At 68.0% G+C, this 22,370-nt stretch carries 22 protein-coding genes and 1 tRNA gene; 8 read left to right on the forward strand and 15 right to left on the reverse strand.

What is annotated here, in order from left to right:
• Positions 1-292: 292 nt before the first annotated feature.
• From LCM15_RS19905 to leuD, 9 genes are all read right to left on the reverse strand, one after another.
• A complete protein-coding gene (locus LCM15_RS19905) occupies positions 293-457 on the reverse strand; it encodes a hypothetical protein (RefSeq protein WP_224859526.1) in 165 nt (54 codons plus the stop codon).
• Positions 454-1,593 (reverse strand): YeeE/YedE family protein, encoded by a 1,140-nt coding sequence (locus LCM15_RS19910; protein ID WP_224859527.1) that lies wholly within the window; start codon positions 1,591-1,593, stop codon positions 454-456. Before LCM15_RS19910 ends, LCM15_RS19905 begins: the two co-directional genes overlap by 4 nt.
• Positions 1,590-2,531: a sulfurtransferase gene (locus LCM15_RS19915; RefSeq protein WP_224859529.1), complete on the reverse strand. Its 942-nt coding sequence runs from the start codon at positions 2,529-2,531 to the stop codon at positions 1,590-1,592. Before LCM15_RS19915 ends, LCM15_RS19910 begins: the two co-directional genes overlap by 4 nt.
• A 602-nt stretch (positions 2,532-3,133) precedes the next feature.
• Positions 3,134-3,210, reverse strand: a tRNA-Pro gene (locus LCM15_RS19920).
• Between the two features lie 44 nt (positions 3,211-3,254).
• Positions 3,255-4,232 carry a DMT family transporter gene (locus LCM15_RS19925; protein ID WP_224859531.1) on the reverse strand — a complete coding sequence of 326 codons (978 nt, stop codon included), beginning with the start codon at positions 4,230-4,232 and terminating at the stop codon, positions 3,255-3,257.
• A gap of 383 nt (positions 4,233-4,615) precedes the next feature.
• Entirely contained in the window at positions 4,616-5,719 is a 1,104-nt protein-coding gene (gene leuB / locus LCM15_RS19930; RefSeq protein ID WP_224859532.1) for a 3-isopropylmalate dehydrogenase, read from the reverse strand.
• Positions 5,720-5,804: 85 nt separating this feature from the next.
• A complete protein-coding gene (locus LCM15_RS19935) occupies positions 5,805-6,710 on the reverse strand; it encodes an endonuclease/exonuclease/phosphatase family protein (protein ID WP_412103307.1) in 906 nt (301 codons plus the stop codon).
• Positions 6,711-6,760: 50 nt separating this feature from the next.
• Positions 6,761-7,579, reverse strand: a complete 819-nt coding sequence (locus tag LCM15_RS19940; protein ID WP_224859648.1) for a hypothetical protein — start codon at positions 7,577-7,579, stop codon at positions 6,761-6,763.
• Between the two features lie 677 nt (positions 7,580-8,256).
• A complete protein-coding gene (gene leuD, locus LCM15_RS19945; RefSeq protein ID WP_224859536.1) occupies positions 8,257-8,862 on the reverse strand; it encodes a 3-isopropylmalate dehydratase small subunit in 606 nt (201 codons plus the stop codon).
• A 76-nt stretch (positions 8,863-8,938) separates the two neighbouring features.
• Between leuD and LCM15_RS19950 the strand changes: the two genes are divergently transcribed.
• Positions 8,939-9,154 carry a DUF2945 domain-containing protein gene (locus LCM15_RS19950; RefSeq protein WP_224859538.1) on the forward strand — a complete coding sequence of 72 codons (216 nt, stop codon included), beginning with the start codon at positions 8,939-8,941 and terminating at the stop codon, positions 9,152-9,154.
• Between the two features lie 37 nt (positions 9,155-9,191).
• On the opposite strand, the gene leuC is transcribed toward LCM15_RS19950, so the two are convergent.
• Positions 9,192-10,613 (reverse strand): 3-isopropylmalate dehydratase large subunit, encoded by a 1,422-nt coding sequence (gene leuC / locus LCM15_RS19955; protein WP_224859540.1) that lies wholly within the window; start codon positions 10,611-10,613, stop codon positions 9,192-9,194.
• Positions 10,614-10,923: 310 nt separating this feature from the next.
• Between leuC and LCM15_RS19960 the strand changes: the two genes are divergently transcribed.
• Positions 10,924-11,883, forward strand: a complete 960-nt coding sequence (locus LCM15_RS19960; RefSeq protein ID WP_224859542.1) for a DMT family transporter — start codon at positions 10,924-10,926, stop codon at positions 11,881-11,883.
• Here the strand turns inward: LCM15_RS19960 and LCM15_RS19965 are convergent.
• The gene (locus LCM15_RS19965) at positions 11,804-12,613 is read right to left on the reverse strand and encodes an ABC transporter permease (RefSeq protein WP_224859544.1); all 810 of its coding nucleotides are present in this window, start codon (positions 12,611-12,613) and stop codon (positions 11,804-11,806) included. The two genes, LCM15_RS19960 and LCM15_RS19965, sit on opposite strands and share 80 nt — an antisense overlap.
• A 121-nt stretch (positions 12,614-12,734) precedes the next feature.
• On the opposite strand from LCM15_RS19965, the gene LCM15_RS19970 reads away from it, so the two are divergent.
• Together LCM15_RS19970 and LCM15_RS19975 are read left to right on the forward strand one after the other, a co-directional pair.
• A complete protein-coding gene (locus LCM15_RS19970) occupies positions 12,735-13,337 on the forward strand; it encodes a GcrA family cell cycle regulator (RefSeq protein ID WP_224859545.1) in 603 nt (200 codons plus the stop codon).
• A 915-nt stretch (positions 13,338-14,252) separates the two neighbouring features.
• Positions 14,253-14,756 (forward strand): flavin reductase family protein, encoded by a 504-nt coding sequence (locus LCM15_RS19975; protein WP_224859547.1) that lies wholly within the window; start codon positions 14,253-14,255, stop codon positions 14,754-14,756.
• Between the two features lie 7 nt (positions 14,757-14,763).
• On the opposite strand, the gene LCM15_RS19980 is transcribed toward LCM15_RS19975, so the two are convergent.
• Positions 14,764-15,225, reverse strand: a complete 462-nt coding sequence (locus LCM15_RS19980; protein WP_224859549.1) for an NUDIX hydrolase — start codon at positions 15,223-15,225, stop codon at positions 14,764-14,766.
• 244 nt (positions 15,226-15,469) lie between these two features.
• On the opposite strand from LCM15_RS19980, the gene LCM15_RS19985 reads away from it, so the two are divergent.
• From LCM15_RS19985 to acpS, 3 genes are read left to right on the forward strand one after another with little or no spacing between them, the layout of a single operon-like run.
• Positions 15,470-16,222, forward strand: coding sequence for a pyridoxine 5'-phosphate synthase (locus LCM15_RS19985; RefSeq protein WP_224859551.1), 753 nt, complete (start codon positions 15,470-15,472; stop codon positions 16,220-16,222).
• Positions 16,219-16,677, forward strand: coding sequence for a nucleoside deaminase (locus LCM15_RS19990; RefSeq protein ID WP_224859552.1), 459 nt, complete (start codon positions 16,219-16,221; stop codon positions 16,675-16,677). The genes LCM15_RS19985 and LCM15_RS19990 overlap by 4 nt, the downstream gene beginning before the upstream one ends.
• Positions 16,674-17,078 (forward strand): holo-ACP synthase, encoded by a 405-nt coding sequence (acpS, locus tag LCM15_RS19995; protein WP_224859554.1) that lies wholly within the window; start codon positions 16,674-16,676, stop codon positions 17,076-17,078. The genes LCM15_RS19990 and acpS overlap by 4 nt, the downstream gene beginning before the upstream one ends.
• A 28-nt stretch (positions 17,079-17,106) precedes the next feature.
• Here the strand turns inward: acpS and LCM15_RS20000 are convergent, their stop codons facing one another.
• From LCM15_RS20000 to yghU, 3 genes are all read right to left on the reverse strand, one after another.
• Positions 17,107-18,177: a 5-(carboxyamino)imidazole ribonucleotide synthase gene (locus tag LCM15_RS20000; RefSeq protein WP_224859556.1), complete on the reverse strand. Its 1,071-nt coding sequence runs from the start codon at positions 18,175-18,177 to the stop codon at positions 17,107-17,109.
• Between the two features lie 73 nt (positions 18,178-18,250).
• Positions 18,251-18,745, reverse strand: a complete 495-nt coding sequence (gene purE, locus LCM15_RS20005) for a 5-(carboxyamino)imidazole ribonucleotide mutase (protein WP_224859558.1) — start codon at positions 18,743-18,745, stop codon at positions 18,251-18,253.
• Between the two features lie 91 nt (positions 18,746-18,836).
• A complete protein-coding gene (gene yghU / locus LCM15_RS20010) occupies positions 18,837-19,697 on the reverse strand; it encodes a glutathione-dependent disulfide-bond oxidoreductase (RefSeq protein ID WP_224859560.1) in 861 nt (286 codons plus the stop codon).
• Positions 19,698-19,871: 174 nt separating this feature from the next.
• Between yghU and LCM15_RS20015 the strand changes: the two genes are divergently transcribed.
• Positions 19,872-22,301: a ligase-associated DNA damage response DEXH box helicase gene (locus LCM15_RS20015; RefSeq protein ID WP_224859562.1), complete on the forward strand. Its 2,430-nt coding sequence runs from the start codon at positions 19,872-19,874 to the stop codon at positions 22,299-22,301.
• The last annotated feature ends 69 nt before the right edge of the window (positions 22,302-22,370 follow it).

The raw sequence follows: 22,370 nt of genomic DNA on the forward strand, positions 1-22,370 counted from the left end.
ACCCGAGCCTCCAAACCGTGGATCTCGCCCAGCGTCCCGCCCGCGTCGCCCAGTCGGAGCCTAGCGCGATCAGGGCACTCTACAAGACTGAGCCGCCACAGCTTTTGGCCATTTGCGCCCTTGGGCGGGCTGGTCCTGTCCGGATACCCGCGCTGCGTGTGATGTGCGTCGGATCTGGGAGGGCGAAAGGGACCATATCGCGCGCCCGCGGGTGGGCGACGCACTTGGTCGGATCCTCGAAACGGACCGCAGGCAAAAAGACCGGCGAGCGCTGCCCGCCGGTCTCCAAACATCAGTTGGGCAAGGCCCCGCAGAACCCCCCGGACGCCACCGCGCCCGAGCCCAGCGCAAACGCGGCAGGGGCCTGATAGGGGTTGAGGTCCGACGTGGCGAGATCGAACCCGACCAGCGCCACGAGGAACGCCAGCGACAGGGAGGCGGTCAGGGCGCGGGTCATGACCGCGCCTCCAGCCCGAGGATCGGTCGCAGCTTGATGCCGTAGAACGCGCCACAGAATGCCGCCACGAACCACACCCAGCCATGCAGGCTGCCGGTCGAGATGCCCGAGAAGAACGCCCCAACGTTGCAGCCGAAGGCCAGCCGCGACGAGTAGCCAAGCAGGAAGCCCGCCACCACCGTCGCCACCCAGGCCCGCGCAGGATAGCCCGGTAGCGCCGCCGACAGCGCGCCGCGCCGCCACGCCGCCACGCCGAAGGCCCCGGCGATGATGCCGATATTGGTCAGCGAGGTGTAATCGGTCAGCAGGCTCGACTGCACCCGCTCCATCGAGCCGGGCGCGCTCCAGAAGGCCGAGGCCGAGAGGTCGCCGCCCAGCACCGAAAAGCCCTTGGCCGCCCAGAGGCCCAGCCCGTAGACCACGCCCCATGGCTGGCCCGCGACCACGAGGTTGCCGATCGCCAGCGCCGCGAGAACCAGCGCCGCGATGGCGTGGCGCCGGCTCAGCTTCACCGTGCCGGGCGCCGCGCGCCACAGGAACAGGCCCACGGCCAGCGCGATCAGCACCAGCGTCAGGATCAGGCCCGAGGTGCCGCCGAAGGTGATGATCGGCAGCGCGCCCAGATCGGTCCACCAGATCAGGTTCCACGCCCCCGCAAAGCTGCCCAGCGCGAAGAACGGCAGCGCCAGGAGGCTCACCGGGTTGCCGCTGCCGGCATTGACCAGCGTGCCCGAGCCACAGCCCAACACGATCTGCATACAGGCGCCGAAGACGAAAGCACCGCCGATCATCGCGAAGCCCACCGGCGCCTGCGCGCCGACCAGCTCACCGGGATGGCTGGCCAGCAGCGGGATCGCCACGATCGCCACCACCGCGATGGACAGAAGCTGCGCGATCACCCCCGAGGGCTCGCGCCGCAGGATCATCGCCCGCCACGGTCCGGCAAAGCCAAAGCGCATCCCTTCGAGCGCGACGCCGAAGCCGAGGCCGATGGCCAGCAACATGCCGTAGCGCGCCCCGGCAAACACCGCGACCAGCCCCACAAGCGCGAGCGCGCCGAGCAGCAGCCCGGCGCGTTTCCCCAAGACCCCGGCGGGGACCGCCGGGGTCGTGTCATGTGTCGCCGTCTGGCTCATCCGTTGCTGCCCGTGAACTGGTTCAGAAGGTTGCGGATCAGGCCCGGCGCGTTGGCCATCTCACCGCCGGTCTTGGAGTATTCCACCATCGAGCCGGGGTAGAGCTTGACGTCCTCGAGCTGCGCCAGCTCGCTCAGGGCGAACCAGTTGGTCGCCGCCCAGTGGCCGGTGTTGCAGAACGACACGACCTCTTCCTCGCCGCTGAGGCCCAGCGCATCGCGCAGCTCGGACGCGTCGGTCACCTGCCCGATGGCCGTGGCGCCGGACTGGAAGAAGCGGGTGTAGGGGTAGTTGACCGCGCCCGGCAAAGTGCCCGGCTTCTCGGCGGCGCCATGCGCCTTCTTGCCGAGGAAGAAGTCCTCGGGCCGCGAGTCGACCAGTACCGCGTCGCCGGTGCCTTCGACCACGGCGGTCACCTCTTCGGTATCGGCAGTCCAGGTGTCATCCCAGCTGATCGACAGCTCGGTCGGCTGCGGGTCGACCGCCTCGGTCGACACCGGCAGGCCGGCATTGGCCCAGGCCTGCGCGCCACCGTTGAGGATCGACAGCTCTGTGAAGCCCGAGCTTTTCAGGGTCCAGTAGACGCGTGCGGCGGCGCCGAACTCGGTGTCGGAGGCGCCCTGCGCGACGATCACCACCGGCTCGCCCGGCTCGAGGCCCAGCGATTCGTAAGTGGTCTCGAGCTCATCCACCGGCACCAGCTGGCCCGGGTTCTCGGCCGGGCCGCGGAACAGGCCGTAGGGGGCCGAGACGGCGCCCTCGATATGGCCCTCGTCATAGGCCTCGCCACGGATGTCGAGCACCAGCGGCGCGTCGTCCGACTGCAGCGCCGCGTCAAGCTCGGGCGCGGTGACCAGCGGGCCGAGCGGAGCGGCGAAGGCGGCAGAGGTCATGAGGGCGGTTGCGGTGGCAGCAATGCCAAGAATGCGTGTGTTCATCGCGGAATGTCCCCTTTCGCTGAAACTTGCCCCTTACTTGGCGCAACGCGCGCCAGCCGCAAGGGCTGACCGAGCGGCCCGGACGTCCCCGCCGGGAACAAAGATCCCGCAGCCGGCAGGCGGGCAGGACAGGGCGCAGCTGGAGCAGCGTTATCGGAAAATCTTCCCAAACCCGCCCCCGCCTGTGTGAATTTCTTCTTTTCGCGCTGCAGTGTGCCGCGATGGCGGGAAATTCTCCCCGATCAAGCCGTGCGACGCCGCTTCCGAGCCGCCTCTGCGGCGCCCACGCGTGACCCAACGATCCGCGCCGCCCTCGCTGCAGCCCTACATGCGCGACATCAGCGGACCGACACGCGCAGTGCCATCCCGACACCAAGTCCGCAGACGGAGCAGGCTTGGCTTATCGTTTCGGCGTAACAGGCACGCCATGCCGCCCAAGAGCCTTTCATCCGCGTGCTGTCCGGTGTCCCGCCGGCCCACACCGCGACAAGCGTTGAGGCGCGCGTTGCGTCGTCATCTGGGCGGTTTGTGGCGCCGCCGCTGGCGATATCCGCGCAGATCGCCCGAACGAAAAAGGCGCCCCGGGGGGCGCCTTGTTTCATTGGTCGGAGTGAGAGGATTCGAACCTCCGGCCCCTGCCTCCCGAAGACAGTGCTCTACCAAGCTGAGCTACACTCCGACCGTGGCGGGCGGAATACCCCAGCCCGCCGACCTTGGCAAGGGTCATTGCGCGCTCTTTTGCAGGGTTTTCTCGCGCCGCCGCATCGCCCCCAGAAGCGGGCCGAGGCGGAGGCTCGTGCCGGTCTCGAACCGGGCGCGTGTGCGCAGCACCGGGGTGTTCTCGGACGCCCGGCCCCGGCCCTCGCGCAGCACGATATAGAGCCCCGAGCCGATGATCAGCACCGCGCCCGCCAGCGTCCACTGGTCGGGCCGTTCGTCGAAGATCAGCGCGCCGTAAAGCGTTGCCCAAAGCAGCTGCGAATACTGCATCGGAGCCACGATCACCGCCTCGCCCGCCTTGTAGGCCCCGATCAGCACGAAGGACGCGATCAGCGCGAGCACCGCCATCACCCCGACGCCGCCGAGATGCTCGATCGGCATCGGCTGGTAGACGAAGGGCAGCGCGCAAGCCATCAGCACGAAATTGGTCATCATCGGGTAGAGCAACAGCACGACCGAGCGCTCCTCGTGGCCGATCTTGCGGATCACGATCGAGGACAGCGCCCCGCAACAGGCTGCCACCAGCGCCGCGGCGTGGCCGAGCGTCAGCTCGGTCGCCCCCGGGCGCAACACCACGATCACCCCGGCCAGCCCGACCAGCACCGCGATCCAGCGGCGCAGGCGGACCTGCTCGCCAAGGATGGGAATCGCCAGCACGGTGATCAGCAACGGCTGGGCGAAAAGGATCGCGTAGGTCTGCGCCAGCGGCAGGACGGAAAAGGCGTAGAAGGCGCAAAGCCCGGTGATCACCGCCGAGACGGTGCGCAGCGCCGTCCACCACGGGTGGATCGGCCGCAGGTGGCCCGGCGTGGTGTCGCGAATCAGCATGAGGCTGACCAGCGGGAAGCTCAGCAGCACCGAGAAGAACACGATCTGGAACGGGCTGTAGACCGCGCCAAGCAGCTTCACCACGACGTCGTGGCCGGAATAGAGCGCGAAGGAGATCAGCGCGAAAAGCGCGCCTTTGGCATTGTGTCCCATGACGGTGATCGACTCTGCGAAACGGAGGTGGCTCGACCCTTACACTGGTTTCAGCCCCCAACAAGAGGCACCGGCACGGACGCGCCACCCGAGCGGCGGATTTGCGCGACTGCGCTGATTTTGCAGGAGTTCGCGGCGTGCGCCTCGCAGGCCGGACGCGTCCCGGCGACGCGGTCGTCGGCTGCTGCCGGAGGGCCAGCCCCCCGACTTCGCGGCAACACGCGGCGAGCCGAAAGCGGCGCTCCGGACACCGCCCCACACCCGCCCCCGGCAACCGCGTTCGACGCGCCACATCCGAGCGCGCGCTGAAACGACAACGGGCGACACCAGAGGTGCCGCCCGCGTCGTGTCATCCGGTCAGGGCCGCCGGCCCCGCAAGCGCCTCAGAGGCTGGCGTCGAGGGCAGCGAGAATCGCGTCGCCCATGCCGGAGGTGGAGACCGGGGTCACCCCCTCTTCGCCCAGCAGGTCGGCGGTGCGGACACCGTCGGCGAGCACCTTCTCGATGGCGGTCTCGAGACGCTCGGCCTCAGCGCCCTGATCGAAGCTGTAGCGCAGCGCCATGGCGAAGGAGAGGATGCAGGCGATCGGGTTCGCCTTGCCCTGCCCCGCGATGTCGGGCGCCGAGCCGTGCACCGGCTCGTAGAGCGCCTTGGGACGGCCGTTCTCCATCGGCGCACCGAGCGAGGCGGAGGGCAGCATCCCCAGCGAACCGGTGAGCATCGCGGCAGCGTCCGACAGCAGGTCACCGAACAGGTTGTCGGTGACGATCACATCGAACTGCTTGGGCCAGCGGCAGAGCTGCATGGCGCCGGCATCGGCGTACATGTGCGACAGCTCGACCTCGGGGTAGTCCTTGCCGACCTCGGTCACCACCTCGCGCCAGAGGATGCCCGATTCCATCACGTTGGCCTTCTCCATCGAGCAGAGCTTCTTGCCGCGGCGCATGGCCAGCTCGAAGGCCGACCGCGCGACGCGGTCGATCTCGGATTCGGTGTAGCGCTGGGTGTTGATGCCGACCCGCTCGTTGCCTTCCTCGAAGATTCCGCGCGGCTCGCCGAAGTAGACGCCCGAGGTCAGCTCGCGCACGATCATGATGTCGAGCCCGGCCACCACGTCCTTCTTGAGGGACGAGAAATCCGCCAGCGCGTCGAAGCACTGGGCCGGGCGCAGGTTGGAGTAGAGGTCCATTTCCTTGCGCAGGCGCAGCAGACCACGCTCGGGCTTCACCGAGAAGTCGAGCACGTCGTATTTCGGGCCGCCCACGGCGCCAAGCAGGACGGCGTCGACCTCCTGCGCCTTGGCCATGGTGTCGTCATGCAGGGGCGTGCCGTGCTTGTCATAGGCGGCGCCCCCCACGAGATCTTCGCTCACATCGAAGGCGAGACCGCGTTTGTCGCCGTACCAGTCGATGATCCGGCGAACCTCGGCCATCACCTCGGGGCCGATGCCGTCGCCCGGCAGGATGAGAAGCGAAGGGTTGCTCATGGAAATATCCTCTCCTCGGAATGTCCCGATCCGCGTAGCCGCTGGGGGCGGGATGGTCAAGAAAGGCGGGGGCCGGGGTGGCCTGTCAGGGCAGGTCCAGCGTGACCCAGACCAGACGGTGCCGCTGCCCCTCGATGGCCGGGCGCACCCCGGCATCGCGCACCGTGAGTTCGGCTGCGGGCAGGATATAGCTCACCCGCATCGGCCCGGTCTGATCCCACGCCACCGTCGCCTCCCCCGGCAGGGGATCCTGAAGGCGCGGATCACCCAGCAGGCCGCGCATCTCCTCGCGCAGCCCCTCGCCGCGCTCGGGGTCGAGATTGGCGTTTCCGATCAGCACCGGGCGGTCCGGCGGCGTGCCGAACGCGCCGTCGAGATAGCGCCGCCACAGCGCCGCCTCGTCGGCATTGCGCCGGCCGTTGCGATCCTCTGGCCCGTCGAAAACCGGCGGCGTCGCGTTCCACGCCAGCAGGGTCGGCCCGCCTTCGATCCCGATCACCCAATGCGCGTCGGAAGAGAGGCGCTGGCGCCCGGGCGCGGGATCATCGTCGCGCATCCGGCTGCGCGACAGGTCGCGCCAGAGCAGCGCGGTGAAATCCGCCTCCAGCCGCAGCGGACGCCGCGACAGCAGCGCCATGCCCCCCTGACCCGAGAACCGGCCATAACCCTGCGCATCCCGCGGCCCGCCGAGCCGGCCGTCACCATCGAGATCAAGCCCGGTGGGCAGACCGGTATTCGGCCTCTGCGCGAAGCGGTGCGGATAGGACAGCCCGGCCTCCTCCAACCGTGCAGCCAGCGCGCCCAACGCAGCGAGATCGTGATCGAAGTCGATATCGGTGAGCAGCAGGACATCCGGGGCCACGGCGGCAATCTCGGCCACCACCCCGGCGCCCGCGCCATCGCGCAGGTCGCGCAGCAAGAGCCCCGGCCCCTTGCGGGAGAGATCGGCGTTCCACGTGGCCAGCCGCAGCGGCTCGGCCTGCAGCGGCAGCGCCAGCCACAGGAAAACGATGAGCAAGAGGGGCAGGATCAGGAAACGACTCAGGCCGCCTGCAAATCCGCCTGCGCGTAGGCGCGGCGGCGCTTTTCTTCGACCAGCTCGGCAATGCGCATCAGCGCAACGCCGCGCATGATCAGGCTTGCCGGCAGAAAGGCCCATGCGCTCGTGATCCAGATCAGGCTGTGGACATTCGCCAGAGAGATCGGGGCAAACGCCGCTGTCGCCAGTTTCATCAGTGCCGGGATCAGGAATGGCAGAAGAAACCCTAAGGCGATGTTAACGATGGCATCCCGCTTCAGGCGGCGCAGCACGTCGCCGCCCGCGGTCGGGTCAAAGAGGGGCAGGTTGACCCAGAAGTTGAAGGCGCCGCTCCGGGTCGGCCAGTTCAGCACCCGCACGACCAGCACGAACCCTGCCGTCGCCAGCAGGGACAGGAGATAGGCAATCCCCGCGTGGGTCCGGATCATCTCGCCCTGCCCGACCGTCAGGTCCGCCGAGGCGCCGAGCACCATCAGCCGCACCGGCGAGTAGGGAAAATCGAGCACCTCCCCGACGCTGTGGCCGAGCCCGTGCAGTCTGTCGCTGAGCGCCGAGGGTGCCACCTCGCCGCGGGAGATCAGGGTGAGGATCAGCACCGTTGCGAAAAGCGCCAGGAAACGCAGCCGGTTGAACGGCGGCGCATCGCGGAACTCGATGATCGAGGGGTAGTCGCCGACATACTCGACGAAGGCCAGCAGCGCGCCGATCAGCGCCAGAAGCGCAATGAACTGGGTTGCGTCCGCCGTGGTCTGCGGCAACAGCAGCGCCGGCATGGAGATTAGCACCGCAACAAGGACGGCGCGCGTCCCGGCTTTCACCATACGCTTGATCAATGGTCCTGCCTCTCATGTCCGGCCGGGCACGATTCGTTGCCGTGCACCTTGTTCGCCGGACGCCGCCCCAGGGGACGGCATGCCTCAGTATTGCCCAAGTTTTGCCCAGATTACCGCGTCGCGGCAAGGTTCTACGCCGGAAAGGTCCCTAATTTGGGCAGATTGGGGTCTGGATCGGTGCGTTTTTGCATCAGGCGCAACTGAATTGTGGCACGCCCCCCCCCGGACACACAAGATATGGCTGAGGCGCCCAGAAGACGCGGATGAGGCGCTGGATAGGGGGAGCCCGTGCAAGCCATACCGCCATGTCATCAGGCGGCTTTGTACCGGATCAGCGCGTGCTCCGGCCGCCTCTGATGCCCGAGACCTTGGAATAGCGTACGCCAGTGATGCAATGGCCGCTGACCGAGACGAAGGCCCGAGCCGCGTGCGATGCACGAGCGAGTCCCGTTGGGACGGTTGGGGGCGCTGCCCCCGTCGCCTGCGGCGACTCCCCCGGGATATTTCAGGCCAGAAGAAGCATGGGGCGGAGCGCTCCTGTCTTCTTCTGGCCAAAAATATCCCCGCCGGAGGCAGGCAGGGCGAGGACACAGGCGCGAGGCTTCAGAAACGGGAAAGGCGGGAACACACCGGTCCCCGCCTTCCAGTTCGCCGTCGCTGCGCGGTCAGACCCAGGGGCGGCTCTGTCCGGCCTGCTCTTCGAAGCTGTCGATCGCCCCGACCTTCTCCATGGTCAGGCCGATATCGTCGAGCCCTTCCAGCAGGCAGTGCTTCTTGAAGCTGTCGATCTCGAAGCGGAACTCCTCGCCGTCCGAGGTGGTCACCACCTGGTTCTCGAGGTCGATGGTCATGCGCGCGTTGGCGCCCTTCTCGGCGTCCTGCATCAGCACGTCCACGGCCTCCTGCGGCAGCACGATGGGCAGCATCCCGTTCTTGAAGCAGTTGTTGTAGAAGATGTCGGCGAAGGAGGTGGAGATCACCGCCTTGATGCCGAAATCGGCCAGCGCCCACGGCGCGTGCTCGCGCGAGGAGCCGCAGCCGAAATTGTCGCCCGCGACGAGGATCTGGGTGTCGCGGTAGGCCGGCTTGTTGAGCACGAAATCGGGGTTTTCCGAACCGTCATCGAGGTAGCGCATCTCGTCGAAGGCGTGCACGCCGAGGCCGGAGCGCTTGATCGTCTTCAGGAATTGCTTGGGGATGATCATGTCGGTGTCGATGTTGACCAGCGGCATCGGCGCCGCGATCCCGGTGAGTTTTTCGAATTTTTCCATCTCGGGGTCCTTTCGGAGGGCGGAACCGGCGCCGCAGGGCCGGCGTTTTCCGCCAGGATATACCAGGAGTTCAGCGATGTCTTACAGCGAAGGCACCAAGGTCGAATGGGACTGGGGCAACGGCACCGGGACCGGCAAGGTCGTGAAGAAATACACGCGCAAGATCACCCTCAAGATCAAGGGCAGTGAGGTCACGCGCGATGCCTCCGACGACGATCCGGCCTACCGGATCGAGCAGGAGGACGGCGACGAGGTGCTGAAGTCGGAAAGCGAACTTCGCAAGGCCTCGTGACCGCCTCCTGACCGGAGCCGGAGCCGCGCCCCGGCCATCAGGCCGTGACCGGCGCCTCCATCAGGTCGCGCACATCGGTCAGGTGACCGGTGAGCGCCGCCGCCGCCGCCATCTGCGGCGACATCAGGTGGGTGCGTCCGCCCCGGCCCTGACGGCCCTCGAAGTTGCGGTTGGAGGTCGCCGCGCAGCGCTCGCCCGGCGCCAGCTGGTCGGGGTTCATCGCGAGGCACATCGAGCACCCCGCCATGCGCCACTCGAAGCCCGCGTCGATGAAGATTTGCGCGAGGCCTTCTTCCTCGGCCTGGGCGCGCACGAGGCCCGACCCCGGCACCACCATGGCGCGGATGCCGTCCTTGACCTTCTTGCCCTTCAGGATCGCCGCCGCAGCGCGCAGGTCCTCGATGCGGCCGTTGGTGCAGGAGCCGATGAACACCGTGTCGATCTTGATGTCGGTGAGCTTCTGACCGGCCTCGAGGCCCATGTATTGCAGTGCGCGCTTGGCCGCCTCGACCTTGCCGCCGGTGAAGTCCTCGGGCGAGGGCACGTTGGACGAGATGCCGAGCACGTCCTCGGGCGAGGTGCCCCAGGTCACCACTGGCTCGATGTCCTCGCCGCGGATCGTAACGACCTTGTCCCAATGCGCGTCGTCATCGGAGTAGAGCGTCTTCCACCACGACAGGGCGGCCTCGAACTGGGCGCCTTTCGGCGCGTGCGGGCGGCCCTTCACGTATTCGAAGGTGGTTTCATCGGGCGCGATCAGGCCGGCACGGGCGCCGCCCTCGATGGCCATGTTGCAGACCGTCATCCGGCCTTCCATCGACAGCGAGCGGATCGCCTCGCCGCAATACTCGATGACATAGCCGGTGCCGCCGCCGGTGCCGGTGTGGCCGATGATCGACAGGGTGATGTCCTTGGCGGTCACGCCCGGGCGCAGTTGGCCGGTGATCTCGACCTTCATGTTCTTCGACTTGGACTGGATCAGCGTCTGCGTGGCGAGCACGTGCTCGACCTCGGAGGTGCCGATGCCATGCGCCAGCGCGCCGAAGGCGCCGTGGGTCGCGGTGTGGCTGTCGCCGCAGACCACGGTCATGCCCGGCAGGGTCCAGCCCTGCTCGGGGCCGACGATGTGCACGATGCCCTGGCGCACGTCGCTGACCGGGTAGTAGTTGACGCCGAATTCCTTGGCGTTCCTGTCGAGCGCCTCGACCTGGATGCGGCTTTCCTCGTTCTCGATGCCGTTCTCGCGGTCGACCGTGGTCGGCACGTTGTGGTCGGGCACGGCGATGGTGCGCTGCGGGGCGCGCACGGTGCGGCCGGTCATGCGCAGGCCCTCGAAGGCCTGCGGCGAGGTCACCTCGTGCACGAGGTGGCGGTCGATATACAGAAGGCAGGTGCCGTCTTCGTCCTGCTGGACGACATGGGCATCCCAGATCTTGTCGTAGAGTGTCTTGCCGGACATGGGTTCCTCTCCGGAATTGGGAATGGCTGGGCTGGGCGCGAGGCATCATTGTCCCGCGCCGGGGCGGGCGATGACAGGCTTATAGCCGCGCGAGCACCGTAAAGGTGGCGCCGTAGAACCGTTCACGCAGACGCGCGCGGTCGCCGAGGTCGAGAACCCGAGTCATGTCAGGCGGGATACAGGGACTCCCCGCCCCGATCAAGAGGGCGCCGCCGCCCTCCCCTGCGCCCAGTGCGCAAAGCCCTCCCGGCGTGGGACGCGCGCCGCCCGAGGCTTGCCAAAGCCGTGCCGAGGGCGCAGACCGGCGGGCATGGATGCACGCCCGAACCCGCCGCTCGCCGCGGCCCTGACCCTGCTCGCCTCCGGCTTCATCGCCGGCACCACGCTGCTGGCCAAGATGCTCGGCACCGACACGCTCGGTCCGCCGCTGCATCCGCTGCAGATCAGCCAGGGGCGGTTCATCTTCGCGCTGACAGTGTTTGCCACCGCCGCGCTGCTGATGCGGCCGCGAATGACCCGCCCGGCGCTGCCGGTGCACACGCTCCGGGTGCTGTTCGGCTGGGGCGGGGTCAGCTTCATGTTCGCCGCCGCCGCCTTCATCCCGCTGACCGACGCCACCGCGATCAGCTTTCTCAACCCGGTGGTCGGGATGCTGCTGGCCATCCCCTTCCTCGGGGAAAAGATCGGACGGGTGCGGGTCTCGGCGGCGGTGATCGCGCTGGTGGGCGCGATGATCCTCCTGCGCCCGACACCGCAGGCGTTTCAGCCGGCGGCACTTCTGGCGCTTGGGGCGGCGCTCTGCCTCGGGGCGGAACTGGTGGTGATCAAGCGGCTCTCGGGGCGCGAAGGGGCGTTCCAGATCCTGCTGATCAACAATTTCATCGGCACCTGCATCGCCAGCGCCGCGGCCTTCGCGTTCTGGAAGATGCCGACGGCGGAGCAATGGGCGGCGCTCGCGGGCATCGGCGTGCTGATGGCCTCGGCGCAGACCTGCTTCATTCAGGCGATAAGGCGCGCCGATGCCAGCTTCGTGTCGCCGTTCTGGTACGCCACGCTGATCTTTGCCACGCTCTACGACTTCCTGCTGTTCTCGGTGCGCCCCGACGCGGTCTCGCTGCTCGGCGCGGGGATCATCGTGGCGGGCGCCGGGCTGCTGGCCTGGCGCGAGGCCCGGATCCGGCCGGTGGGCCCTAGGCCTTCAGCCGCCAGCCCGTCCGGAACAGCGCCCATGCCGCCAGCAACACCGCCGCCGTCGCCGCCAGAGCGATGACGAAGCCGAAGCCCGGGTGGCTGTCGCTGACGCCGATCATGCCGTAGCGGGCGCCGTCGATCAGGTAGAACACCGGGTTGACGTGGGTGATCTCGTACAGCCCCGGCGGCAGCGCTTCGACCGAGTAGAAGGTGCCCGACAGGAAGGCCAGCGGCGTGACGATGAAGTTGGTGATCGCCGCCATCTGGTCGAACTTGTTGGCCCAGAGCCCCGCGAGCATCCCCATCGCCGACAGGAAGGCTGCGCCGAGGGTCACGAAGACCAGCAGGATCAGCGGGTGCTGCGGCACCAGCCCGGTTGTCACGAACAGCCCCGCTGAGATCGCCACGGCCACGATCAGCCCGCGCGCCACGCCGCCTGCGAGGTATCCCAGCACCAGCTCGAACGGCGCCAGCGGCGGCATCAGCGTGTCGACGATGTTGCCCTGCACCTTGGAGACCACGATCGAGGACGAGGTGTTGGCAAAGGCGTTCTGGATCACCGTCATCATCAGGATCCCCGGCGCGATGAAGTCGGTGAAGGGAATGCCCATCACGTCTCCGCGACGGGGACCGATGGCGATGGTGAAGATCATCAGGAACAGCCCGGCGGTGACCAGAGGCGCCAGCAATGTCTGGGTCCAGACGTTGATGAAGCGCATCACCTCGCGGCTGCACAGCGTGTAGAGCCCGAGCCAGTTCACCTGCCCGAAGCGGCGCTCGCCGGGATCTCTGTGCGGATAATCGGTCATGCGTGGGCCTTTCCTCTGCGGGCTTGGCTTGTAACTCGGAATGCGATGACTACAATAGGGCCACCCGCGGAATTTCCAGGCGGTCCGTTCAGAGGGCCGCCTTTTTCAATGAGGATACGTCATGTCCTGGACCGATGAGCGCGTCGAGCTGCTGAAGAAGATGTGGGCGGAGGGACAATCCGCCAGCCAGATCGCGAAAGAGCTCGGCGGTGTCACGAGAAATGCCGTGATCGGAAAGGTCCACCGCCTTGGCCTGTCCAACCGGACCGGTGCTGGTGCCGCCCCCGCGGCCGCTGCGGCGCCCGCCAAGGAAGCGAAGCCGGTCAAGGATGCCAAGCCCGCCGCCAAGCCCAAGCCGGCTCCGGCCGCGCCCGCGGCCGACGCCGCTCCGCGCGAAGAGGCGGCCGCCGTGCCCGAGACCCGTCCGGCGGTGTCTCCGGCGCGCAAGCAGATCATTCCGGCCGGCCAGCCGCTGCCGCCGCAGCCGTCTGCCAACGAGATCAGCCCCGAGGCTCTGGCCAAGGTCAGCGAGATCGAGAAGAAGGCCAAGCGGCTGACGCTGATGGAGCTGACCGAGCGCACCTGCAAGTGGCCGGTGGGCGACCCCGCGACCGAAGACTTCTGGTTCTGCGGCCTGCCGGTGCAGCAGGGCAAGCCCTACTGCGAGGCGCATGTGGGCGTGGCGTTCCAGCCGATGTCGTCGCGCCGCGACCGTCGCCGCTGAGGGCAGACACCTAACTAAGTACGCCAGTGCTAGAGGCCGCCGCCCACCGGGACGGCGGCCTTTGCGCGTCATGTGTTTCTCGAAGGGCCGTCGCGCGTCCGCGTAATCTCCACGTGTCGCGCGACGCGGCGCACACCGGCCAATCGCGTCGGTGGTGAAACGCCCCTGCCCCAGACGGCTGGCGTGCGCCGAGCGCGACTAAGAGGGACGTAGAAAAGAAAAAAGCGGGAACGTCGAAGATCGACGCTCCCGCCAGTTGGACCCCGGGACGCAGGCGGTGCATCCACCGGGGCGGCAATTCCATTCGCTCGCATCACCGCGCAACACGACATCCCTGTCCCCGCGGGGACAGCGGCACATGCGTCTCGATGACGAGCGGGGGACGAACGGGCTGTCTGTCAGACTCTCCCGGACCGTTGCGGCGCGCTTTCAGGCGAACCCGCACAGCCTTTCCGGGCCGCACCCATGCGGGTACGGTCGACGGTAACCATCGCGTTCATGACGACACTGCTCCACTCGTGGCCACCGGTTTTTATCGTTTGGCGGCCTTTATTTTCTGGTACCTGACTACCGCACCGCGGGCGCTTCCACCAGTGCCGATCAGCTTCATTCAGGTCCCGCGCGCTGGCAGCGCCGTGAATGTTGTCGAAAATCAACACCCCCTCCGGGCGCCCGGCAATCCGCGGAATCACCCCGCAGGCTTTGGAAACCAAAGCAATAAAGGCCCCGGGCGCCTTGACTTCACCGCCTCGGGCGCGAGTTTGAGCGGGAGGGGCTGTGCATCAGCAAACAGTTTCGTCGCTTGCCCCGCCCGATCCGAGCACGCATTACCCTCGCGTGACGATAAGACCACAGATGCGAGACAAGGAGAGACGGCGTGCGAGACGCGACGGCGACACCGCGAGAGGACAGGGCATGAGCCAGAGCCCGCAGAGCTTCGATCCCGCCGGAGCCGATCCCCGCGCCTTCCGCAACGCGCTGGGGCAGTTCGTGACCGGAGTCACCGTGGTCACCTGCGCCACCAAGGACGGCCCGATCGGCATCACCGCCAACAGCTTTGCCAGCGTGTCGCTCGACCCGCCGCTGGTGCTGTGGTCGCCGGCGAAGGACTCGCAGCGCTATGCCTCCTTCATGGCCGCCGAACGCTTTGCCATCCATGTGCTGAGCCGCGATCAGGCCGCGCTCTGTCGCGGCTTCGCTCGCAATGCCGAGTCCTTCGACCTCGCCGACTGGTCCGCCAGCCCCGAGGGGGTGCCGCTGATCGAAGGCTGCCTCGCGCGGTTCGAGTGCAGCACCGAGGCGCAGCACGATGCGGGCGATCACTCCATCGTGGTGGGACGGGTGCTGCGGGTGACGACCCACCACGGCGCCCCGCTGACCTTCTCGGCGGGCGTGTTCGGCGCCTTCACCCCCGATTGAGGCGCGGCTAGACGGCCCGTTTGAGCAACTGCCTGATGACCGGCTGCTTACGCGGTTTGTCGACCAGCGACAGCAGCAGTTCGGACAGTTCAGGCTCGTGCACGCGTTTGGCGGCGGCCTTCGGCGAGAACCAGTGGCGGGTGCGCTGGTTGCGCTCTTTCCAGCGCCGCTTCAGCTTCTCGACGATCATCGGATAGACCTCGACCCGGCAGGGCAGGCTGCTGCCATCGTCGAGGATCTTGTCGTAATGGAAGCTGCCGAGCACCTCGCGGCTGATATGCCCGACCGCCCCGGCCTCTTCGAGCGCCTCGATCTCGGCCGCGGCCCAGGGCTTCTTGCCGTCCATGAGCCAGCCCTTCGGCATCACCCAGCGCCCGGTATCGCGAGACGTCACCATCAGGACCTGAAGGTTGCCCTTCTTGTCCCAATGCATGGGGAGGGCGCCGATCTGCTCGCCGATATCCGTCATAAGGCTCCGTCTGTGCTGTCGGACGTATCAGACAGGACTACAGCCTGTCGGTATACGAAGTATGACAGCTTGATGATGTGACGAGATTTATTTCGCGGCGCGGCCCCCAACAGGGCGCAGACCGTGCGGAAATCTCCCCCTCGAGCCGCGCCCAAATCCCCTAGACAGCACCGAAATCGGTTTCCCCCGCGACGCGGATGCGGCTAGGGTCCGCCCGTTGAGTATTGCCTCGCGAGGAAGCGAAATGACCGAATATGCCGGACGCCTGCGGCTGGGCGTCAACATCGACCACGTCGCCACCGTGCGCAACGCCCGCGGCGGCGCCTATCCCTGCCCGCTGCGCGCCGCGAAACTCGCCCAGGAGGCTGGCGCCGACGGCATCACCGCCCACCTGCGCGAAGACCGCCGGCACATCTCGGACGCCGATATCGACGGGCTGATGGACAGCCTGTCGCTGCCGCTCAACCTCGAGATGGCGGCCACCGAGGAGATGCAGGCCATCGCCCTGCGCCACAAGCCGCACGCGGTCTGCATCGTCCCGGAAAAGCGCGAGGAACGCACCACCGAGGGCGGGCTCGAAGTGGCCAAGGACGAGAACCGGCTGGCGCATTTCATCGAGCCGCTGCGTGCGGCGGGCTGCCGGCTGTCGCTGTTCATCGGCGCCGACGAGGCGCAGGTGGCGGCTTCGGCACGGATCGGTGCGGCGGTGGTCGAGCTGCACACCGGGTCCTATTGCGACTTTCACGCCGAGGAGAAGTTCGCCGAGCGCGATGCCGAGCTCGAGCGCCTGCGCGAGATGGCGGCCTATGCGCATTCGCTGGGGCTCGAGGTCCATGCCGGGCACGGCCTCACCTACGAGACCGTCGCCCCGATCGCGCAGATCCCCGAGGTCATCGAGCTGAATATCGGGCACTTCCTGATCGGCGAGGCGCTGTTCCGCGGCCTCGGGCCCGCGATCGAAGAGATGCGCCGGCTGATGGACGCCGCCCGCGCATGACGCCGACCCCGGCAGAACGCGAGACGCTCGACGCGGTGATCGCCGCCGCGCTCGAGCGCTTCACCCCCGGCGAGGGGCCGGTCTTCACTGCCGCCGTGCTGCGCGGCGACGAGGTTCTTGCGCTCTCGGCCAACGAGGTCTCCGCGCGCTGCGACGCCTCGCGCCATGCCGAGATCGTCGCCATCGAGACCGCCAGCCGCGCGCTCGGCACCACCAAGCTTGACGGCTGCACGCTGATCGCCTCGATGCAGCCCTGCGAGATGTGCCTTGCGGCGATGCGGTGGGCCGGGATCGACCGGCTGGTCTTTGCCATGACGCAGGAGCTGGCGCCGACGTTCTTCCAGTTCCCGAGCCTCGGGATCGCGGACTATGCCCGCGCCTGCGACCACGCCTTCGACTGGCATGGCGGGCACGGCGCCGACCGCCTGAGCCAGATCTACCGGGGCGAGGCATGATCCTCGGCATCGGCACCGATCTGGCCAATATCGAGCGCATCGAGCGCACGCTTGCGCGCTTTGGTGACAGGTTCCGCAACAGGGTCTTCACCGAGACCGAGCAGAGCAAGGCCGAACGTCGCAAGGACGTGGCGGGCACCTATGCCAAGCGGTGGGCCGCCAAGGAGGCTTGCTCGAAGGCGCTTGGCACCGGGCTGCGCATGGGCATCGCGTGGAAGGACATGGCGGTCACCAACCTGCCCACCGGGCAGCCGGTGATGGCGCTGACGGGCTGGGCGCTCGAGCGGCTCGAGAGCATGACCCCGCCGGGCCACGAGACCATCGTCCACGTGACCCTGACCGACGATCACCCCTGGGCACAGGCCTTCGTGGTGATCGAGGCGCGCCCGGTCGAGCGCTGAACGCTCGACACGCGCCCCCCGTAATCCCTCAGCCGCGGATGATGCGGTTGACGTGCCCCATCTTGCGACCGGCCTTCACGGCGTCCTTGCCGTAGAGATGGATCGCGGTGTCGGCCTCGGTCGCCAGCTCGGGCAGCCTGTCGAGATCGTCGCCGATCAGGTTCTCCATCTGCACGTCGGCAAAGCGGCTGCCGTCGCCCAGCGGCCAGTTGGCCACGGCGCGGATGTGCTGCTCGAACTGGTCGATGGTGCAGCCGTTCTGGGTCCAGTGACCGGAATTGTGCACCCGCGGCGCGATCTCGTTGACCAGAAGCCCCTGCGGGGTCACGAACAGCTCCACCCCCATCACGCCGACATAGTTCAGCGCGTTGAGGATCTTGGCCGCCAGCAGCACCGCGTCGGTGCGCTGCGCCTGCGACAGCCGCGCCGGCACCGTGGTGGTGCGCAGGATGCCCTCGCTGTGGATGTTCTCGCCGGGATCGAAGCAGGCCACGGCGCCGTCGGCGCTGCGGGCCGCGATGACCGAGATCTCGCAGGAGAACTCGACGAAGCCCTCGAGGATTGCCGGCGCGCCGCGCATCTCCTCGAGCGCCGCTGCCGCGTCTTCGGGGCTGTCGATCCGCGCCTGCCCCTTGCCGTCATAGCCGAAGCGCCGGGTCTTGAGGATCGACGGCGTGCCGATGATCTCGAGCGCCTGCGTCAGGCTTTCCGCGTCGGTGATGTCGGCGAAGGGCGCGGTCTTCAGGCCGAGATCGGTGAGGAAGGTCTTTTCCGTCAGCCGATCCTGGCTCACCCGCAGCGCCTCGCGGCCGGGGCGGATCGGGCACAGCGCCTGCAGCGTGTCGAGCGCCGCGGTGGGGATGTTCTCGAACTCGTAGGTGATGACATCGACCGACGCCGCGAATGCCTCGAGCGCGGCGGTGTCCTCGTAGGGCGCGGTGGTCACCGCGTCGGCCACATGACCGGCGGGCGGTGCCTCGCCGGGCTCGTAGACATGGCAGCGCAGGCCGAGGCGGCTGGCCGCGACCGAAAGCATACGGCCCAGCTGTCCGCCGCCGAGAATGCCGATGGTGGCGCCCTGTGGAAGTGGTTCGGTCATGTCAGCCTCCGGAATCGTGATCCTGCGCCGCTTCTTGCGCGAAACGCCGCCGCTGACAAGCCGCGCCGGCCGATCAGTCGCGCACCGGCTCGTCCGGGATCGAGGCCGAGAGCGCCTCGCGCCACGCGTCGAGCCGCTCCGCCAGGGCCGGATCCTGCAGCGCGAGGATGCCCGCCGCCATCAGCCCGGCATTGGCCGCGCCGGCACCGCCGATGGCCATGGTGCCGACCGGGAAGCCGCGCGGCATCTGCAGGATGGAATAAAGGCTGTCGACGCCCGACAGCGCCTTGGTCTGCACCGGCACGCCGATCACCGGCACGCGGGTTTTCGACGCCATCATGCCCGGCAGGTGCGCCGCGCCGCCGGCGCCCGCGATGATGACCTGAAGACCGCGTCCGGCGGCCTCCTTGCCATAGGTCCAGAGCCGATCCGGCGTGCGGTGGGCCGAGACGATCTTGACCTCGTAGGCCACGCCCAGCTCGTCGAGCATCCTTGCGGCCTCTTCCATGGTGGGCCAGTCCGACTGGCTGCCCATGATGATGCCGACCTTGACCGTGTCTTCCGCCATTTCCTGCCCTGACCTGTCGCAAAAAGAAGCCCGCACTATAGCGGCTGGCCGCCCCGTGTCCATGCGTCCGGGGCGGCCGTTTGACGGAACGTCAGTCGCCGATCTTGTCCTGCGTCCTGGTCTCGAAATCCGAGGCCGCGTGACGCTCGCGCAGCTGCTCGCTGGGCTCGCCGCTCATCGCGTTGACCATGCGACCGCGCTGCACCGCCGGGCGCGCGCCAACCTCGTCGGCCCAGCGGATGACGTTCTTGTAGCTCTGCACGTCGAGGAACTCGCCCGCGTCGTAGGAGCCGCCCTTCACGGTGCGGCCATACCACGGCCAGATCGCCATGTCGGCGATGGTGTAGTCGTGGCCGGTGATGAACTTGCGATCGGCCAGCGCCCGGTCGAGCACGTCGAGCTGGCGCTTCACCTCCATGGTGAAGCGGTCGATCGGGTATTCCATCTTGTAGGGCGCATAGGCGTAGAAATGCCCGAAGCCGCCGCCCAGGTAGGGCGCACTGCCCATCTGCCAGAACAGCCAGGACAGCATCTCGGCGCGGTTCTCGGGGGCCCCGAGGAAGGCGCCGAACTTTTCCGCGAGGTGCATCAGGATGGCACCGGATTCGAACACCCGTACCGGCTTGTCGCCCGAGCGGTCGAGCAATGCCGGGATCTTGGAGTTGGGGTTGATCTCGACGAAGCCCGAGCCGAACTGGTCGCCATCGCCGATCTTGATCAGCCAGGCGTCGTACTCGGCCTGCGAGAAGCCCGCCTCGAGCAGCTCCTCGAACATGATGGTGACCTTCTGGCCGTTCGGCGTGGCGAGGCTGTAGAGCTGGAACGGATGCTCACCGACCGGCAGCTCCTTGTCATGGGTCGCACCGGCGATGGGGCGGTTGAGCGAGCCCCAGGTGCCGCCGTTGTCCTTTTCCCACTTCCAGACCTTGGGCGGGGTATACTCTTCGGTCATCTCTCTGTCTCCCTTGCGGTGGTTGGGCGAAAGGTAACGTCGCCGGGCAGGAATGCCAGTGCCGCCCCTGTGCGGAGGGGCACAGGCCCGTCGCGCGGGGCCGCGCAGCCCATTTCGCGCGCGCGAATTGCCAGCTCTCTGTCGCAATCGCGTGTGCCGCCCTATCTATGGCCCATGACGTCACTCCCCCCTTCCCTTCAGGGCTGGTTCGTCCGCCGCGGCTGGCAGATCCACCCGCACCAGCGCGAGATGCTCTCGCGCGCCTCCGATCCCTGCCTGCTGCTGATTGCGCCGACGGGGGGCGGCAAGACGCTCGCGGGCTTCCTGCCGACGCTGGCCGAGCTCGCCGAGGCGCCGCGCGAGGGGCTGCACACGCTCTATATCTCGCCACTGAAGGCGCTGGCCGCCGACATCCGCCGCAACCTGCTGATCCCCATCGAGGAGGCGGGGCTGCCGATCCGCGTCGAGGACCGCACCGGCGACACGCCCTCCTCGCGCAAGCGGCGGCAGCGCGCCGACCCGCCACAGATCCTGCTGACCACGCCGGAAAGCCTCGCGTTGCTGACCTCCTACGAGGATGCGCCGCGGATGTTCGCCGGGCTTCAGCGGGTGGTCGTCGACGAAATCCACGCTCTGGCGGAAAGCAAGCGCGGAGACCAGCTGATGCTGGCACTGGCGCGGCTGCAGGAGATGTGCCCGGGGCTGCGGCGGGTGGGGCTGTCGGCCACCGTCGAGGACCCCGAGGCCATCGCCCGGCTGCTGGCGCGCCACCCCGATCCCTGCGCCATCCTGCAGGCCGATCCCGGTCCCGAGCCCGACATCTCGATGCTGGTCACCGACGAGGCCCCGCCGTGGTCCGGCGGCGGCGCGGCCTATGCCATCCCGGCGGTGCTCGAGCAGGTCAAGCAGCACAAGACGACGCTGATCTTCCACAACACCCGCGCCCAGGCCGAGATCTTCTTTCACAACCTCTGGCTCGCCAACGAGGACGCGCTGCCCATCGGCATCCATCACGGCTCGCTCGATCGCGGCCAGCGCGAGAAGGTCGAGGCGGCGATGGTGCGCGGCGAGCTGCGCGCCATCGTCTGCACCGGCTCGCTCGATCTCGGGATCGACTGGGGCGACGTGGATCTGGTGATCCAGATCGGCGCGCCGAAGAACGTCAAGCGGCTGGTGCAGCGCATCGGGCGCGCCAACCACCGCTACAACGCACCCTCGAAGGCGCTGCTGGTGCCGGCCAACCGCTTCGAGGTGGTGGAATGCGTGGCCGCCCTCGAGGCGGTGAAGGATCGCGAGCTCGACGGCGAATGGCGCGGGCGCGGGCCGCGCGACGTGCTCTGCCAGCATATCCTCATCGCCGCCTGCGCCGGGCCGTTCGACGCCGATGCCCTCTACGACGAGATGACGCAGGCCGGGGCCTATGCCGACCTGAGCCGGGCCGAGTTCGACGCCTGCCTCGCCTTCTGCGCCACCGGCGGCTACGCGCTGCGGGCCTATGACCGCTGGCAGCGCCTGCTGCAGCGTGAGGACGGGCTGTGGCAGTTGCGCGACCCGCGCTCCGCCGCCCGCATCCGGCAGAATATCGGCACCATTCAGGACACCGACACGCTCAAGGTGCGCTGGCGGGGTCGGGGTGGCGCGCCTCTGGGCGAGATCGAGGAGGGCTTCGCCGCCTCGCTGAGCCGTGGCGACACTTTTCTGATCGGCGGCCAGATCGTGCGCTACGAAGGCCTGCGCGAGATGACCGTGGAAGTGTCGCGCGATGCCGCGAGAAAGCCCAAGATCGCCACCTTCAACGGCACCAAGTTCGCCACCTCTACGCAACTGTCGCAGCGCATCCTGCGGATGTTCGGACAGGAGCGCTGGCCCGAACTCCCGGGCCACACCGCCGAGTGGCTGGGCCTGCAGCGCGAGGTGAGCCGCCTGCCCGAGCCGGGCCGCCTGCTGATCGAGAGTTTTCCGCATGACGGGCGCGAGCAGCTCGTGGCCTATGGCTTTGCCGGGCGCAACGCCATGCAGACGCTGGGCCTTCTGCTGACCAAGCGGATGGAGGAAGAGGGGCTGGCGCCGATGGGCTTCGTGGCCTCCGACTACGCGGTGCTGATCTGGGGGCTTGATGCGGTGACCGATCCCAAGCCGCTCTTCGACCTCGCCAAGCTCGAGGCCGGGCTTGAGACATGGTTGCAGGGCAACGCGGTGATGAAACGCACCTTCCGCGCCTCGGCCACCATCGCCGGGCTGATCGAGCGCAACACCGGCGGCCAGCGCAAGAGCGGACGGCAGGCGACGATGTCGTCGGACATCCTCTACGACACGCTGGTCAAGTACGACCCCAACCACCTGCTGTTGCAGATCACCCGCGAGGAGGCGATGCGCGGTCTGGTGGATTTCAGCCGCATCCGCGAGATGTGCGAACGGGTCGAGGACCGCATCGACCTGCTGCGGCTGAGCCGCGTCTCGCCGCTCTCGGCGCCGCTGTTCCTCGAGCCGGGGCGCATCCCGATCGCCGGGATGGCCGATGAACGTCTGCTGCAGGACGAGGTCTCGGCCCTGCTCGACGAGGCGGGGTTGTCGCAGCTTCCGGGCGCGGTGGTTGCCTCCTGAGCGGTTTGCGCGGACAGTGGGCCAACTCCGCATTCCGGGTTTGCCCAGCGGCGCCCGCGGATGTATCAG

The organism is Salipiger bermudensis (assembly GCF_020171625.1).
Lineage (GTDB): Bacteria > Pseudomonadota > Alphaproteobacteria > Rhodobacterales > Rhodobacteraceae > Salipiger > Salipiger bermudensis_B.